We start from the raw sequence: 16182 nt of genomic DNA on the forward strand, positions 1-16182 counted from the left end.
CGCCTCCCACTCCGTCAATTCACCCGTGTCCGGGGCGGCCAAGAAGGTGGCGCCGTTTCTTCTCCTCGTCGCACAGATCGCCGAACAGCTCACCAGGTCCGAGGGCGTCGCGGACCGAAGGATCCGCCTCACCCGGACGCGGGACTGGTACGGATAACCCCCCTGTGCGCCAACCGGCCTGCCGGATGGTGGCGGTTGAGTCGATCCACAAAGGTGAAGGGACGTGTTGAACACGCACAGACAAGGAGGGCTTTGTCATGCTGACTCGCCGGGCTGCCGTGCTGTCTGCCGTTGCCGCCGTCACCCTCTCGACCGCCTCCGCGCGAACCGCTTCCGCTGCGCCGCACAAGGCCGGGCTTGTACGGCTGACGTTGCCCCCGCTCAGCGGCCCGTACGCCGTAGGGACGGTCTCACTGCGCCTCGTCGATGCCTCACGTTCCGATCCATGGATCACGTCGCAGCCGTACCGGGAGCTCATGATCGGCGTCCGCTACCCGGCCCGCGCCGCCGGCGCCTACCCGACCGCACCGCAGATGCTCCCCGGGGAGGCCGCCGGATTCGCCGCCTTGAACAGCCTCACCGATGTGCCCAGCGATGAGATCGACTGGTCGGCCACTCGCACCCACGCTCGTGAGGGCGCCCCGGTCGACCGGGACAGAGGCCCTTACCCAGTCGTCTGCTACTCACCTGGCGCTGGGGACCCGCGTTCCTGGGGCACCACGCTCTGCGACGATCTCGCCTCCCGGGGCTATGTGGTGGTGACGCTCGATCACACCTACGACGCCACCGCCGTTCAGTTCCCCGGCGGTCGCGTCGAAAGCACTGTTCTGCCCGCGGAATACGCCAAGGCATACCCGGACCAGGACCGCATCACGGCACTCTTGCAGAAGACGCTGGCCGTACGGGTGGCAGACACCCGCTTCCTCCTCGACGAACTGCCGACCGCGCTTCCCCGGGATCTGCGCGGCACGGTGGACCTTGGCCGCATCGGCATGTTCGGACAGTCGGCAGGCGGCTTCACCGCCTTGCAGGCGATGCACGATGACCCGCGCATCACGGCAGGAGCTGATCTCGACGGCGTTCTCGCGTACGTCCAGGAGGACAGCACCCCGGGCAACCTCTCGACCGTCGCCGCTGACGGCCTCGACCGCCCTTTCCTCTTGATCGGCAAGGACGGCAACGACCTCAGCACGGTGCCGTCCTGGGACTCCCTGTGGCGGCATGGTCACGGCTGGCGCCGGGGTCTGACCCTGCGTGGCGCGGAACACGCGACGTACACCGACGCGGAGGTGGTCATCCCGCAGATCGCCCATCGGCTTGGCCTCCCCCGGAAGACCGTCGTCGAGAACATCGGCACCATCGCGCCTGGGCGCGCGGTCGCCGCCGAACGGGCCTTCCTCGCCGCCTTCTTCGACCGCTGGCTGCGGGGCCGGGATGACGAAGGCCTGTTGGATGGACTGTCAGACCGCTACCCGGAAGCGCGCTTCTTTTCCCGATGACCTGTCACCTCGTGCGAGAGGGCTCGGGTAAGGGGTAAGGGCGCAGGCGACGTTGGTGCCGGCGAACACCGAGGAGGACCAGGAACGGTCGGCCGGTGGCTGGCCGCCGAGTTGTGCCCGGTGGAGTTGTCGCGGGACCGGCTGGCGGCCGCGGTGGTGGCCCGCTGCCGGGACGACTGCATCGAGCCGCCTGTCCCAGGGCAGGTTCGACGGGCAGCTCAAGTCGTGTCCGGCAGCGCATGGGCCTCAGGCGGAACTGGGGGCGGCTGCGTCCGTGCCGATGTCGCCTGCCTCATCTTCCCGCCCGGACCGCGCGATACCTCGTGCGGCGCCGGGGACGAGCGGCCCCCGCCTTTGGGATACACGCCCTCTTTGGGATACACGCCCTCTACGGCGTGGGTCGGCCGGTGGCGAAGGAGCCTCACCATGCACAGGCGGTTCTGGAGAAAGTCGTGTCGCTCGCCCGGCAGGGTGACCGCATCATCTTGACCTGAAGTCTGGTTGAGGTTTCACCATGGTGCGGTGACTGATGACGGAACAACACTGATCGACACGTGGGAACTGCCCGAGGACCGGATCGAGGAGTCCATCGCACGCTGGCGGGAGCGAGTCGGTCTTATCCACGACGCCTCTGGTTTCCGAGATGCGCGGCTGCATCGCAGACTTCACCCGGAGGGGCGACTCGGCCTGGTCAATGTGGCGCACTGGGACAGCGTCAAAGCCCGGGACTTGGCGCTGGCGAATCCCGGCTTCACCGCGTCGGCAGCCACCGCGGCCGGCTATGCCACCGTGCAGGGCGGCTGGTATCAGGTGGCCGCCGGATTTTCCACGGTGGAAGGCGGTTCGAGTGACGGGCGGGGAATCACCTTCATCAATGCCTTCGAGCTGCCCGCCCAGAGGATCGATGAGTTCCTGTCGTACTGGCTCAGCCTCGCGGAACCGATGAGCAAGGCGCCCGGCTTCCGAGACAACCGGCTGTACCGTGCCGTGGACCCGGACACCCGCTTCCAGTTGGTCGGCATCGCGCACTGGGACAGCCACGACGCATGGCGCGCAGCGGACAACGACCCCCGCTTCCAACAGCGCCTGTCCGCCTCCCGCGACTTCGCCATCGCCAACCCCGCACCCTTCCGGGTTGTCGCCGAGTTCTGAGCTCCGGTCGGGAACGCCCGCAGGTCGTACGTTTCAGCCGCGAGTCCTGACCGGGACGAGTCCGCTGCCCCGTTCATCGCCGCTCTCCAGCAGGTCCCGGCGGAGCCCCTTGAACTCCGTGCAGGGCTGCTGTCCGTACTCCTCCACCTCCAAGGACGGCGGCAGGCGCAGCGCCGCCTTGCTCGCCGACACCTCCGGGCAAGACGGCGACGGCGTCGCCTCTCAGTCGCTCGTCACGCTGAGGCCCAGCACGTCCAGGACGCCGTACACGCCGAGGAACACGATGGCCGCGCTGCTGAGGGCGAGGGCCGCGGTGAACCAGGCGTTGGCGCGGAAACGGCGTTCGACGCCCGTGGCACGCAGCCGCCAGACGGCGATGACCACGGCCAGCAGGAAGACGCCGCCGCCGATACCGCCGATCTGGACCATGAGGACGGGTGACTGGACGTACAGGAAGGAGGCGGCCCACAGGGGCGGCAGGCACCAGGTGAGGATCTGGATGGTGCGGCGGCGGACGTGGACGTTCCGCCAGTCGATGACGCCGAGCAGGCCGAGGGTGTTGGTCCACAGCCGGGGCACGCTGGCCGTGGAGCCGATGAGGGTGGAGTACAGGACGGCGATCGCGCCCGCGAGGAACAGGTACTCGGCCCAGGGGCCCATCGTGTCGGTGTAGATGCGGGACAGGGTGGTGATCATCGAGTTGCCCTCGGGCACCAGGTTCTGCGGGTGCAGCACGGCGGCGCCGATGACGTAGAAGGACAGGGTGCACAGGGTGCACACGAGCCAGCCCGCGGCCACGTCGAGGCGCATCACCTTCAGCCAGCCCTCGGCACGCCGCGCCCGCTCCTCGGTGCCGTCGTCGGGGCCGGTCCAGCGGGCGTAGCCCTTCTCGATGCACCAGTAGGTGTACGTCGTCATCTCGTCGGCGCCGACGCCGGTGATGCCGAACATGGCGAGCGCGATACCGACGGTGCCGGCCGGGACGAGGAAGCTGAGGCCCTCACCCAACTCGCCTCCCCCGTAGCCGAATTCGGTGGCCGGAAGTCCGAGCGCGAGGCCCACCGTGGCGATGGTGAAGACGATGACGCAGGCGACGCAGAGCTTCTCGACGACGCCGTACCTGCCGGTGCGCAGCATGAGGACGGCGGAGCCGGTGACGATGACCGTCCACACGGCGAGGGACCGGAAACTCAGCGCCTCGCCGGTGATCGGCCACAGGATCGAGCAGGCGGCGGCGGTACCGCCGATGATGCCGCCGCGCTGGAACATCTTGGCGAAGTCCATGCCGATCCAGAGCCAGTTGATCCAGCCGACCGGGCCGATGCGCGGGGCAACGCTCTTGTACCCCTCCAGCGCGGTACGGCCGTTGAGGATCGTCCAGCGGGCCAGCTCCATCTGCACCCACACCTTCACGGCGGTGCTGACGATGACCAGCCAGAGCAGGGCGAAGCCGGCCTTCGCGCCGAGCGAGGTGGTCACGATGAGTTCACCGGAGCCGACCACGGCCGCCGACAGCACGAAGCCGGGGCCCAGGTGGCGGAGTCGGCCGGTGAAGGTCGTGGGGGCCTCGCGGACGTCCTCGGCGCGCAGGGCGTAGGGGTCGTCGGGGAGGGGTGGTGGTGCGGTGGTCCCGGACGTCGGCTGGGGCGTCGTTCTCGACATGGCTGGTCCTCGGAGTCGGCGCGGGGTGCGGAGATGTGCGTCAGGCGGCGGGGCGGAGCGCGGGCTGTCCCGCGAGGACGCGTACGACGTCCTCGGCGACCAGGACGCCCATGGCGCGGTTGGCCTCGGGGGTGCAGGCCGCCATGTGCGAGGTGAGCAGGACGTTGGGGGCGGTGCGCAGCGGGCTGTCGGCGGGCAGGGGTTCGTGGGCGAAGGCGTCGAGTGCGGCGCCGCCCAGGTGCCCGTCCTTCAGCAGGGCGGCGAGGGCGTCCTCGTCGACGAGTCCGCCGCGGGCAGCGTTGACGAGCAGGGCGCCCGGCTTCATGGCAGTGAGGCGTTCGCGGGAGAGCAGGGGGCCCGCGTCGGGGTCGGCGGGAAGGTGGAGGCTCACCACGTCGGCGCGGGTGAGCAGGTCGTCCAGGCCGACGCTCCGCGCGCCCGGGGTCTCGGTCACGTACGGGTCGTGGGCGAGGACGGTCATGCCGAAGGCGGCCGCGTAGCCCGCGAGGAGCCTTCCGATACGGCCGAAGCCGACGATGCCGATGGTGCGCCCGGCGAGTTCGGGGCCGAACAGCTTGGGCCACTCCCCCGCCGCCACCGCCCCGTGGGAGGCCGTGACACCTCGGGCCGCCGACAGGACGAGTCCGAAGGTGTACTCGGCCACGGCACGGGAGTTGCTGCCGGGCGCGCACACCACGGGGATGCCGCGTGCGCGGGCCGCCGCGAGGTCGATGGTGTCGACGCCGACGCCGTGCTTGGCGATGACCTTGAGGCGGCCGGCCGCCTCGATCACCTCGGCCGTGATGGCGTCCATGCCGACGATCAGCGCGTCCGCGGTGCCGATGCGCGAGAGGAGCTCGCCAGGGGGCAGGGCCGTGTTCTCGCACGGGCGCAGCGGCCCCGCGCCCGCCGACGCGAGGAGTTCCCAGGGGTCGGGCGAGTGGCGGGCGAAGGTGGGGGTGGTGATGAGGGTGGTGGTCATACGGGGAACTCCCGGTCCGTCCACGTGGGGGTCAGACGGACGTACTGGATGGTGCGGCGGTGGTGGGTGTAGGCGATGTGCAGGGTGCCGTCCGGGGCCTGGGTGATCGACGGGTACGACAGCTCGCGGTTCAGTCCGTCGCGGGAGTTGTTGGTGAGGCAGTGGCCGTCGCCGGTCCCCAGGTCGTGGCGCTGGGGCCAGGTCCGGCCGCCGTCGGAGGAGACGGCGAGGCTGAGCGGGGCACGGGGGGCGCCCCAGAAGGCGTCACCGGAGGGCTCGGCCGCCGCCTGCCCGCCCGGCTCGGCCGCCCCGTCGTCCTCGATCTCGTCGTACAGCGACACCCTGCGGGCCACGGCGTCCGCCGCGCTGCTGTGGTTGTACGTGAGGGCGAGGCGGCCGTCGGTGAGGACGGTGTACTGGATGGAGGAGTTGTTGTTGGGCAGGGCGAGCGGCTCGGGCTCGCTCCAGGTCTCCCCGTCGTCGTACGAGACGCTGCGGTGTACGGCGTCGGCGCGGCGGCTGCGGAACAGGGCGAGGAGTGAACCGTCGGGCAGCGGGCGGATGTTCATGTGGACGAGTCCGGCGGAGCCGGGCACCGGGCGCTCGCGCCAGGTGGCGCCTGCGTCGTCACTGATCATCACCGCACTGGTGTCGCGATCGCCCGTCCAGGGGGCGTCGGGAGGGGCGACGCAGCGGAAGATCGGTAGCAGCAGTCGTCCCGTTCGCGGGAGTTGAACGACTGGTTGGCGGACGAACACTCCTCCCTCGAAGAGCGTGCGCGTGGGCCCCCAGGTGGCGCCGCCGTCCGCGCTGACCCGCAGCCGTACCTCGGCCGTCTCCTGTCGCCCGCCGAGTTGGGCGGTGTGCAGGAGCCACAGGTCGCCGGAGGGCGCGGGGAAGAGGAGTGGGTTCTGTTCGGAGCGGGTCGGGTCCTCCGAGAGGCGGACCGGGTCGGTCCAGGCGTCCGCGCCCGGGGCGAGCCGCGAGAACCACACCGAGATGTCCGAGACCCCTTCCAGGGTCCCCGCGAACCAGACGCACCCGAGGTCGCCGCCGGGCAGCACGGTGAGGTTCGCCGCGTGGTTCTGCACGACGGGTGCGGCGAGGTGGGCCTCGGCGCGGCCGGGCTGGTCGGGGTGGGGGCGCAGGACGCCGTCGGCGACGACGGACGCGGACGCCTCCCGCCCGGTGCCCGTCGTGTTGGTGCCCGTTTCCCCGCCGGTTTCCCTGTCCGCCGCCGCGCCCACCGCCGCGCCCGTCTCCGTGTCCTTCTGCGTACCCGACTCGGTGCCCGTCACCGGCTCTCCCCGCGCGTACGAGCCGCGTCCAGATGCCCACGTGCGACCTGCTCCAGATGGACCAGGTCGCAGGCGACCGTGGCGAAGGTGAAGCCCTCGGCGAGTCGCTTGGCCGCGGCGGCGCCGTCCGCGTTGTGGATGCCCGCGGCGATGCCGGCCGCGGCCGCCGCCGTCCGCACCGTCACCAGTGCGGCCTCGAACTCGTCGGCGACCGCGGGGTCCGTGGAGGTCGCTCCGCCGATCGCGATGCGCAGGTCGGACGGGCCGACGTAGACGCCGTCGAGGCCGTCGGTGGCGCAGATCTCCTCGACGTTGGCGAGTCCCTCCGCCGTTTCGATCATCGCGAGGACGACGGTCTCCCGGTGTGCGTCGGCCGGGTTGGGGCCGATCCGGAGCCCTGAGCGCATCGGCCCGTACGAACGGCGGCCCAGCGGGGGGTAGCGCACGGCGGCCACCGCGTCGGCGGCGTCCCGGGCGTTGTCGATCAGCGGGACGATCACTCCGGCGGCGCCCGCGTCGAGGGCCTTGCCGATCGGCATGGGGTCGTTGGCCTCGACCCGGACCAGGCCGACGGCGGTGGAGCCCTTGGTGTCGATCGCGGTCAGCGAGGCCAGCACACCCGCGTACTCCAGGAGGCCGTGCTGGGCGTCGAGGGCGACGTAGTCGTAGCCGAGACGGGCGATGCGTTCGGTGGAGACCGGGGAGTCGAGCACGGACCAGTAGCCGACGAGCGGTTCACGGGCGCGCAGCAGGGCGGCGAAGGCGGCGGCGGTGCCCGGGGCGGGGGTGCCGGGGACGGCGTTCATGAAGGGCTGGCTCCTTGGAGCGAAGGGGCTGAGGGGCTGAGGGGCGACAGGACAGTGGGCGGTGGACGGCCGGGGGCTCCCGACGGGGGCCGGGGGCCGACCGCGAGGCGAAACGGGCGAGGCGTCAGCGGTTGTACGCCGGCATCGGCCCCCTCAGCCGCACCCCCACCTCGTCGCAGGCGGCGGTGACGTCGGCGGGCAGGGGGCCTGCCTGGGCGGCGGCGATGTTGGCGAGGAGGTGTTCGGTCCGGGAGCCGCCGAGGAGCAGGGCGTCCGTGGAGGGGCGGTCGAGGAGCCAGCGCAGGGCGAGGTCGGTGAGCGGGACGCCCGCCCCGTCCGCGATCCGGGTGAGTTCCGTGACGGCGGTGAAGAGGCGCTCGTCCCAGTACCGCTGCCGGTACATCGCGGCGAGCCCGGAGTCGCCGAAGCGTCCCGAATCCGGCGCGCTGCCGAACTGGTGACGTCCCGTCAGCAGGCCGCCGCCGAGCGGGTTGTAGACCATGGTGGCGAGGCCGGTCACGGCCGCGTACTCCACGTACTCCTCCTCGATGCGGCGCGCGAGGAGGTTGTGCAGCTGCTGGGCGACGGCGGGGCGCGGGGCGCCGACCTCGTCGGCGGTGCGCACCATGAGGGCGATCTGCCAGGCCGCGTAGTTGGAGACGCCCAGCGCGCGGATCTTGCCCTCGGCGACGAACTCGGCGACGGTGGCGAGGGTGTCGGCGATCGGGGTCCCGCGGTCCGGCTGGTGGAGGTAGAAGAGGTCGACGTGGTCGGTGCCGAGGCGTTTGAGGCTGCCTTCCAGGGCGGCGCGCAGTCCGGCGGGGGACAGCGGGGTGTGGTCGCCCTGGTCGGGGTGTGGGATGCCCGCCTTGGTGGCGAGGACGATCCGGTCGCGGCGGCCCGGCAGCAGCTCGCCGAGGAGGCGCTCGCTCTCGCCGCCCGCGTAGCCGTTGGCGGTGTCGACGCCGGTGATGCCCGCGTCGAGAGCCGCGTCCAGCATGGCGGCGGCGCCCGCGCGGTCGACCGTGTCGCCGAAGGTCATGGTGCCGAGGACCAGCCGGGAGAGCGGGACGGGGGCCTGCGGCAGGGCGGCGGTGGTGGCGGTGGCGGTGGGAACGCCGGTGGTCACGTGGAGCTTCCTTCCAGTACGCGGCGCGGTTTCACGCCGTGGATCGCGGTGGGGTCGAGGGCGGCGCGGCGCAGCGCCCGGGTGTAGGGGTCGCTGGGCGAGGCGAGGACGTCGGCGGTGGGGCCGGTCTCGACGACGTGGCCGGAGCGCATCACCACCACATCGGTGCTGATCTCGCGGACGACGCCCAGGTTGTGCGCGATGACGAGGTAGGCGATGCCGGTCTCCTCCTGCAACTCCCGCAGCAGACCGAGGACCTGGGCCTGGACGGAGACGTCGAGCGCGGACGTCGCCTCGTCGCACACGAGCAGGTCGGGGCGGGAGGCGAGGGCGCGGGCGATGCCGATGCGCTGGCGCTGTCCGCCGGAGAAGTCGGCGGGCCGGCGGTCGAGTGCGGATGTCGGCAGGCCCACCTGGTCGAGCAACTCGGCGGCCCGCCGGGCCCGTTCGGTCCGGTCCGACATGCCCGCCAGCCGCAGCGGCTCGGCGACGATCTGCTGGGCGGTGAGGTGCGGGTCGAGGGAGGCGTACGGGTCCTGGAAGACCATCTGGACCCGCCGGCGCAGTGGGCGCAGCCGCCGCTCGGGCAGGGTCGCGATGTCGGTGCCGTCCAGCACGATGCGCCCGGCCGTCGGCTTCAGCAGCCGTACCAGCGCCCGCGCGAGGGTCGACTTGCCGCAGCCGGACTCGCCGACGACCGCGAGCGAACCACCGCGCTCCAGCCGGAAACTCACCTGGTCGACCGCGCGCAGCGGGCCGCTCGGCGTCGGGTACTCGACGACCAGGTCCTCGACGAGGAGAAGGGGATCGGTCATGGGGCTGCTCCCTCCACCAGGGGCTCGTCATGGGGTGCGTCCTCGTCCCAGGGGCCGAGCCGGGGTACGGCCGCGAGGAGTTGGCGGGTGTACGGCTCGGCGGGGCTCTCGACGATCCGCTCCGCGGGGCCGGACTCGACGAAGCGGCCGTCCTTCATGACGTGGATGCGGTCGGAGACGAGCCGGGCCACGCCCAGGTCATGGGTGATCATCAACATGCCGATGCCGGTGCGTTCCTGAAGCTCCATCAGCAGGTCGAGGACGCTCGCCTGCACGGTGGCGTCCAGCGCGGAGGTCGGTTCGTCGGCGACCAGCAGTTCGGGCTCCCCCGCGAGGGCGATCGCGATGAGGATGCGTTGGAGCATGCCGCCGGAGAACTGGTGCGGGTAGGCCTTCCAGCGGCTCTCCGGCTTGCTGATGCGCACCTGGGCGAGCAGTTCGACGCCCCTGTCCCTCGCCTGGGTTCGGGACAGCTCCGGGTGGCGCAGGCGGATGGCGTCGCCGAGCTGACGGCCGATGGTGTGGACCGGGCTGAGCGCGGTCATCGGGTCCTGGGGGATCAGCGACACGGTGCGCCCGCGGACGGCGCGTGCGGCACCGGGGTCGGCGACGACGTCCCGTCCGGCGATGCGCACACTGCCCGACAGCACGGCGAGCCCTTCGGGCAGGAGCCCAAGGACGCCCATGGCGGTGGTGGACTTGCCGGAGCCGGACTCACCGATCAGCGTCACGGTCTCGCCGCGGCCGACGGTGAAGCCGACGCCGTCGACGGCTCGTACGACTCCGCCCGCGGTGATGAGTTCGATCTGCAGGTCCCGTACGTCCAGCAGCGGCTGGTCCTGTGCGGATTCCCCGGTCATGCCCCTGCTCCCTTCCGTCGCCGCGTGCGGTCGCGCAGCCCGTCGCCCAGCAGGTTGACCCCGACGACGAGCAGCGCGATCACGAGCCCGGGCAGGGTGACGAGCCACCACGAGGTGGTGATGTACGCCTGGCCGTCGGAGATGATCCGCCCCCAGGTGGCGAAGGGCCGCTGCGGGCCGGCGCCGAGGAAACTCAGCGCGCTCTCCAGCAGCACGGCCTGCGCCAGCAGGAGCAGGACCACGAGACTGGCGGGCCGTACGACGTTGGGGATGACGTGGCGCAGGAGTACCTGCCAGGCGCGCAGGCCGAGGACGCGCGCGGCGGCGACGTAGGGCTTCTCCCGTTCGACGAGGACGAGCGAACGGGTCAGCCGGGCGACCTCCGGCCACTGGGCCACGGCGATCACACAGGTGATGACGGGGACGGACGGCCCGAAGAGCGCGACGACGAGGAGCAGCATCATCAGCAGGGGCAGCGCGAGCTGGGCCTCCAGGAAGCGGGAGACGACCGCGTCGACCCAGCCGCCGAAGAACCCGGCGGCGGCGCCGGCCGCGATGCCGATGAGGCCGGAGACGAGGACGGCCAGCACGCCGACCGACAGGGACACCTGGCCGCCGTGCAGGATGCGCGACAGCAGGTCGCGGCCCAGCTGGTCCGTGCCCAGCAGGTGTCCCTCGCTGAGGGGAGGCAGCCGGCGCCGGGACAGGTCCTGGGCGTTGGCGCCCGGCAGGGGCAGCAGGTTCGCCAGGGCCACGGGCACCACGACGAGGGCCGTGCACACGGCTCCGGCCCACAACTTCACATGGGCGCTGCGTCGTTGGCGGGTGGCTGTGGCGCGGGCGAGGTGGCGTGGGGTGACCGCGCTCGGCCGTTCGGTTCCAAGGGCCGTGGTGCTCATGACTCAGGCCGCCTTTCCGAGGCGTACCCGCGGGTCGAGCAGCGGGTAGGCGAGGTCGACGAGGAGTTGGACGAGGATCGCGAGGGTGGCCGTGACCAGCACGGTCGCCTGGATCAGCGGGTAGTCGCGGGTCTCCAGGGCGCGGACGACGAGCGAGCCGACTCCGGGCCAGCCGAAGACGACCTCGACGACCACGACACCGTTGAGGAGTGCCGCGAAGCGCGTACCGAGCGCGGTCAGCAGCGGCACCGCGGAGTTCCCGAGTGCGTATCGCCAGGTCAGCGCGCTCTCGGAGACTCCGCGGGAGCGGGCGACCGTGACGTACGGGGAGGTGAGCGCGGTGACCATCTCGCGCCTGACCAGCCGTGAGACCAGGGCGAGTTGCAGGACGGCCACAGTGACGGTGGGCAGGAGGAGTCCGCTCCAGGTGGTGAACCCGGAGGCGGGCAGCACCGGGAACAGCACCGCGAACACCGTCAGCAGCATCACCCCGGTCCAGAAGTCCGGCATCGACTGCCCCGCGATGGTCATCACGTTGGCGCCCAACTCCCGCTTGGTGTCGGCGCGGCGCGCCATCCACACGCCCAGGGGGACGGCGACGACGGTGGTGACGGCGATCGCGGAGACGGCCAGGGTGACCGTGTAGGGCATGCGGTCCATGACCACGTCGAAGGCGGGGGCGTGGAAGGAGTAGCTCGTGCCGAGGTTTCCGGTGAACAGGTCCTTCAGGAAGATCCCGTACTGGCTGATCAGCGGTTCGTCGAGGCCGAACTGGGCCCGGATGCGGGCCAGATCGGCGTTCGAGGCGGAGGGCGGGGCGTACGCGGCGGCCGGGTCGCCGGGGGCGAGCCGGACCAGCAGGAACACGGTGGTCAGGGTGAGGAAGACGGTCAGGAGGCTCTGGCCGAGGCGGCGGGCGAGGTAGGTCGGCACGGGTCAGCCCTCCAGCCGTACGGCGGACAGGTCGTACGAGCCCAGCGTCAGCAGGCCCAGGTCGTGCACGCGGTCGCGGTGGGCGAGGAGGGTCTTCGGCGCGAACGCCCACAGGCTGGGCCAGGTGTCCCAGATGGCGTGCTGCACGGTGACGAGCTTCTTGTTGCGCTCGGTGGCGTCGACCTCGGTGGCCGCGTCGGACAGCTGCCGTTCGATGCGCGGGATGACGTAGCCCATGTAGGTGTCGCGGGTGCGTTCCTTGGCGGCCGTCCCGCCGTACATGCCCTGGAGGGAGGTGAGAGCCTGGCCGGTGGTGCCGGGGAAGCCGTTGCCGATGACGTCCCAGTCGCCGCCGCGTCCCTGACGCCATTTCAGGATGTCGCCGCCGGGCTGGAACTGCTGGAGCCGGGCGCGGACGCCGACGTCCTGGAGCATGTCGACGACGGCTTCCATCACGGAGCTGTCGGCGGCGAACTCGCCCGACTCCCAGATGATTTTGATCCGCAGGTCGTCGGCGCCCAGCGACTTCAGCAAGGACTTCGCCTTCGCGGGGTCGTAGGTGTACGCGCCGGTGCGGATCGCTCCTTCGAGGGCGAGCGGGACGACACCCTCGGCCTGGTCGGCGGAGTCGGTGAGGACGTCGCGGACGAGGGAGTCGCCGTCGATGGCGTACGTCAGGGCACGGCGGACGCGGGCGTCGGCGAGCGGGTGCCCCTTGGGTTTGCGGAAGTTGAAGAAGAGCTGGCAGATGCGGACGCCGGAGGTCTCCTGGACGGTGACGCCGGGCAGGCCGGTGAGCTGTTCGGCCGAGTCGGGGGTGAGGGTGTCGACGACGTCGAGTTCGCCGCTGCGCAGGGCGATGACGCGGCTGGCCTCCTCGGGCACGAAGCGGACGCGGACGGTGTCGACGTGCGGCCGTGGGCCCCAGTATTTGGTGTTGCGGGCGAGGGTGTACTCGCCGGCGCCGCTGTTGGCCTTCACCACCGTGTAGGGGCCGGAGCCGACGCCGCTCTGGAGTTCCTCGGGGCGGTTGGCGGCGGCCGGGGTGATGTGGATGTTGGCCATGAGGCGGTCGAGGACGGGCACGGGGCGTTCGGTGCGCAGCCGGAAGGTGCGCTCGCCGGTCGGCTCGACCGTGGGGAGTTCGGGGAACAGGCCGAGGATGAAGGAGCCGTTGACCTTGCCGTACATGCGCAGGGCGGTGGCGACGTCCTCGACGGTGACGGGGCTGCCGTCGGAGTAGTGGACGCCCTCGCGCAGCCGGACCGTCCAGGCGGTGGGCTCGGTCATCTCGAAGCGGTCCGCGAGGACGCGCTGGACCTTCATGCGGGGACCGATGCGGGTGAGGGCCTGGCGGACGGCGCGCTGCACGGTGATGGCCGCGTCGAACTGGTTGAGCTTGTTGTCCAGGCTGACCAGCGAACGGTTCAGGCCGAGGGTGAGGGTGCCGGGGCCGGGGGCTCCGGTGGGCCCGGCACAGGCGGACAGGGGGCCGAGGGCGAGCCCGGCTCCGCCGAGGGCGCCCCAGCGCAGCAGGGTGCGGCGGCTCGGTTGCTCGTGCTCGGCGGGTGCTCTCTGGGGAGGTGGGGTCATCGTCGACCTTCTTGCGTTCCGGGGAGGGGCGACCGGCTGCGGCTGCTTGCCGCCCGCTCCGGTGCGGGGGGACACCGGGCCGGGCGAGGTGGTTCCGTCCGGCGGGCGACGAACAGGTGTCGCGCCGGAAAAGGTGGCACGGCTGCGCGAAGTGCGCAAGGGGTCTCGCGCGAATCGCGCAACTCGTGTCATCATCGGTGCCCGAAGCCGTTCGGGTCGCCCGAGGAGGTTCCCGTGTCCCGTGGTCGTGTGCTCGCACTCGCCGACGATCTGTCGGGTGCGGCGGAGACGGCGATCGCGCTGCGTCTGCCGAGCCGCATCGTGCTGGGAGCGTCGTCCGGTGGGCTTCGTGCCGAGGGCGGATCCGTCGCGCTCCCCGCCACGGGCGACTGCGTCGTGGTCGACCTGGACAGCCGGCAGCTGCCCCCGACCCACGCCGCGCGTTCCGTGCAGACCGCCGTCGCCGCCGGGGCCTTCCACGGCGGGCTGCTGTTCAAGAAGGTGGACTCGCTGCTGCGCGGCAACCTCGCCGCCGAGACCGCCGCCTACGCGGCCGGGGCCCGGGGTGTGGTGATCGCGTCCGCGCTGCCGGTCGCGGGACGTACGGTACGTGGCGGGGTCGTGCACCTGGGAGGAGTCCCGCTGCACGCGACGGACGCATGGCGGGCCGAGGGCCGGCCCCCGCCCCGGTCCGTGTCCCAGGCGCTCAGGGGCGTACCGACGGCACTCGTCCCGCTCTCCGTCGTACGCGGTGGTGCGCTGGCCGACGCTCTGGATGCGCGTTTCGCGCAGGGGCGTCATCCGGTGTGCGACGCGGAGACGGACGAGGACCTGGACCTGATCGCCGCGGCCGCCCACGAACTCGGCCCCGATGTCAGGACGTTGGGTACGGGAGGGCTGGCGGCCGCGCTGGGCCGGCTGCTCGCGCCCGCACCGGGTCCGGCGGTCCCCCGGCCGCGCGACACGCCGGATCGGCCCCTGCTGGTCGTCGTCGGCACCGCCGAACCCACCGCCGTCGCGCAGATCGCGCACCTCACAGCCGTGGGCGCCCGGCACGTGCCCCTGTCCGCCGACGAGCTCATGAGCGCCCCCACCAGCCGACTGGACATCACCCCGATCGGCATCACGGTCGTCAGCCTCACCGGGCCCGTCTCCCCCGCCTCGTCCCGCGAGCTCGTCACCGCACTCGCCTCGGCCGTCGCCGACGTGGCGGGCGGCAGCGACCTGGTCCTCACCGGCGGCGAGACCGCCCGCCGCGTCCTGGACGCCCTGGGCATCACACAGCTCAGGCCCGTCGCCCAGATACACCACGGCGCCGTCCACTCCCGTGCCCCGGACGGCCGCTGCGTCGTCACCCGCCCCGGCAGCTACGGCGAGGCCGACTCGCTGCTGCGCATCGCCCGGGCCCTGAGGCCCGAGACCCCGCACCCCGAGCCCCCACACCCCGACCCCGTGCACCCCGCACCGTCCCGTCTCCGAGGAGAAGCCCTGTGAACGCAGCTCCCACCGCCGCCACCGCCGACCGGACCGGCGCCACCCCCCGCGCGCTCCCGGTCATCGCGGTGACCATGGGTGACGGCACCGGTATCGGACCGGAGGTCATCGTCCCGGCGCTGCTGCACCCCAACACCCTCCGCGACTGCCGTCCGGTGGTCGTCGGCGACGCCGAACGGCTCCGGCAGGCGGCGCGTGCCGTCGGCGTCGACTGCGAGATCGTGCCCGTTCAGAGCCCGGACCAGGCGGAGTTCACACCGGGACGCGTCAACGTCATCGACCTCGCCCTGCTCCCGGCCGACCTGCCGTGGGGGAAGCTGTCCGCCACGGCCGGCGACGCCGCGTACCAGTACGTGCGGGTCGCCGCCGAGCTGGCGATGCGCGGGGACGTGCAGGGCATCTGCACGGCGCCCCTCAACAAGGAGGCGCTGCACGCGGCCGGCCACCTCTATCCCGGGCACACCGAACTCCTCGCCCACCTCACCGGCGTGGAGGAGGTGTCGATGATGCTGTCCACGCCCAAGGTGAAGGTCATCCACGTCACGACCCACATCGGCCTGATCGACGCCGTCAACCGCATCGAGCCCGGCCTCGTCGAGCGCACGGTGCGGCGGGGCCACGAGGCGATGGTGCGGGCGGGAGTGCCCGAGCCCCGGATCGGTGTCTGCGGCATCAATCCGCACGCGGGCGAGAACGGCCTGTTCGGATACGGCGAGGAGGAGGCGAAGATCGTCCCGGCGCTGGAGGTGCTGCGTGCCGACGGCATCGACGCCCGCGGGCCGCTCCCGGCCGACACCGCGTTCTTCCTGGCCTCGCGCGGCGACTACGACCTGATCGTGGCGATGTACCACGACCAGGGCCACGGACCGGTCAAGGTGCTCGGCATCGAGACGGGGGTCAACCTGACGGTCGGACTGCCCGTGATCCGCACGTCCGTGGACCACGGAACGGCCTTCGACATCGCAGGTACGGGGCGTGCCGACGCCGGTAGCATGGTCGAGGCCCTGCGCCAGGCCGCCGAGATGTCGACCGCTCCGGCCGCCAGCTGACCACCACCCGG

The 16182-nt window shown here is 72.0% G+C and carries 16 protein-coding genes; 5 read left to right on the forward strand and 11 right to left on the reverse strand.

Annotation, left to right across the window (positions count from 1 at the left end):
- Window positions 1-25 precede the first annotated feature (25 nt).
- The 3 genes from AB0959_RS35280 (at window position 26) to AB0959_RS35290 (ending at window position 2651) form a co-directional block, all read left to right on the forward strand.
- A complete protein-coding gene (locus AB0959_RS35280; RefSeq protein ID WP_366830812.1) occupies window positions 26-157 on the forward strand; it encodes a hypothetical protein in 132 nt (43 codons plus the stop codon).
- Between the two features lie 214 nt (window positions 158-371).
- Window positions 372-1499: a hydrolase gene (locus AB0959_RS35285; RefSeq protein ID WP_366830885.1), complete on the forward strand. Its 1128-nt coding sequence runs from the start codon at window positions 372-374 to the stop codon at window positions 1497-1499.
- A gap of 522 nt (window positions 1500-2021) precedes the next feature.
- Entirely contained in the window at window positions 2022-2651 is a 630-nt protein-coding gene (locus AB0959_RS35290; RefSeq protein WP_366830813.1) for an antibiotic biosynthesis monooxygenase, read from the forward strand.
- Between the two features lie 33 nt (window positions 2652-2684).
- Here AB0959_RS35290 and AB0959_RS35295 read toward each other — a convergent pair whose 3' ends face one another.
- From AB0959_RS35295 to AB0959_RS35345, 11 genes are all read right to left on the reverse strand, one after another.
- A complete protein-coding gene (locus AB0959_RS35295; RefSeq protein ID WP_366830814.1) occupies window positions 2685-2843 on the reverse strand; it encodes a hypothetical protein in 159 nt (52 codons plus the stop codon).
- A gap of 30 nt (window positions 2844-2873) precedes the next feature.
- On the reverse strand, window positions 2874-4313 hold the full coding sequence (locus AB0959_RS35300; RefSeq protein ID WP_366830815.1) for an Nramp family divalent metal transporter: 1440 nt from the start codon (window positions 4311-4313) through the stop codon (window positions 2874-2876).
- Between the two features lie 40 nt (window positions 4314-4353).
- Window positions 4354-5295, reverse strand: coding sequence for a phosphoglycerate dehydrogenase (locus tag AB0959_RS35305; RefSeq protein WP_366830816.1), 942 nt, complete (start codon window positions 5293-5295; stop codon window positions 4354-4356).
- Window positions 5292-6593, reverse strand: a complete 1302-nt coding sequence (locus AB0959_RS35310; RefSeq protein WP_366830817.1) for an exo-alpha-sialidase — start codon at window positions 6591-6593, stop codon at window positions 5292-5294. The genes AB0959_RS35305 and AB0959_RS35310 overlap by 4 nt, the downstream gene beginning before the upstream one ends.
- Window positions 6590-7399 (reverse strand): aldolase/citrate lyase family protein, encoded by an 810-nt coding sequence (locus AB0959_RS35315; protein ID WP_366830818.1) that lies wholly within the window; start codon window positions 7397-7399, stop codon window positions 6590-6592. Before AB0959_RS35315 ends, AB0959_RS35310 begins: the two co-directional genes overlap by 4 nt.
- Before the next feature lie 124 nt (window positions 7400-7523).
- Complete coding sequence (locus AB0959_RS35320) at window positions 7524-8528, reverse strand: aldo/keto reductase (protein ID WP_366830819.1); 1005 nt, start codon at window positions 8526-8528, stop codon at window positions 7524-7526.
- On the reverse strand, window positions 8525-9343 hold the full coding sequence (locus AB0959_RS35325) for an ATP-binding cassette domain-containing protein (RefSeq protein ID WP_366830820.1): 819 nt from the start codon (window positions 9341-9343) through the stop codon (window positions 8525-8527). Before AB0959_RS35325 ends, AB0959_RS35320 begins: the two co-directional genes overlap by 4 nt.
- The gene (locus AB0959_RS35330; protein WP_366830821.1) at window positions 9340-10203 is read right to left on the reverse strand and encodes an ABC transporter ATP-binding protein; all 864 of its coding nucleotides are present in this window, start codon (window positions 10201-10203) and stop codon (window positions 9340-9342) included. The genes AB0959_RS35325 and AB0959_RS35330 overlap by 4 nt, the downstream gene beginning before the upstream one ends.
- Window positions 10200-11102, reverse strand: a complete 903-nt coding sequence (locus tag AB0959_RS35335; protein ID WP_366830822.1) for an ABC transporter permease — start codon at window positions 11100-11102, stop codon at window positions 10200-10202. The genes AB0959_RS35330 and AB0959_RS35335 overlap by 4 nt, the downstream gene beginning before the upstream one ends.
- 3 nt (window positions 11103-11105) lie before the next feature.
- Complete coding sequence (locus AB0959_RS35340; protein ID WP_366830823.1) at window positions 11106-12035, reverse strand: ABC transporter permease; 930 nt, start codon at window positions 12033-12035, stop codon at window positions 11106-11108.
- A gap of 3 nt (window positions 12036-12038) precedes the next feature.
- Window positions 12039-13628: an ABC transporter substrate-binding protein gene (locus AB0959_RS35345; RefSeq protein ID WP_366830824.1), complete on the reverse strand. Its 1590-nt coding sequence runs from the start codon at window positions 13626-13628 to the stop codon at window positions 12039-12041.
- A 234-nt stretch (window positions 13629-13862) separates the two neighbouring features.
- Between AB0959_RS35345 and AB0959_RS35350 the strand changes: the two genes are divergently transcribed.
- Window positions 13863-15122 (forward strand): four-carbon acid sugar kinase family protein, encoded by a 1260-nt coding sequence (locus tag AB0959_RS35350; protein WP_366830825.1) that lies wholly within the window; start codon window positions 13863-13865, stop codon window positions 15120-15122.
- On the forward strand, window positions 15119-16171 hold the full coding sequence (gene pdxA, locus AB0959_RS35355) for a 4-hydroxythreonine-4-phosphate dehydrogenase PdxA (protein ID WP_366830826.1): 1053 nt from the start codon (window positions 15119-15121) through the stop codon (window positions 16169-16171). Before AB0959_RS35350 ends, pdxA begins: the two co-directional genes overlap by 4 nt.
- Window positions 16172-16182: the final 11 nt, after the last annotated feature.

This window comes from Streptomyces sp. NPDC046862 (assembly GCF_040704615.1).
Taxonomy (GTDB): domain Bacteria; phylum Actinomycetota; class Actinomycetes; order Streptomycetales; family Streptomycetaceae; genus Streptomyces.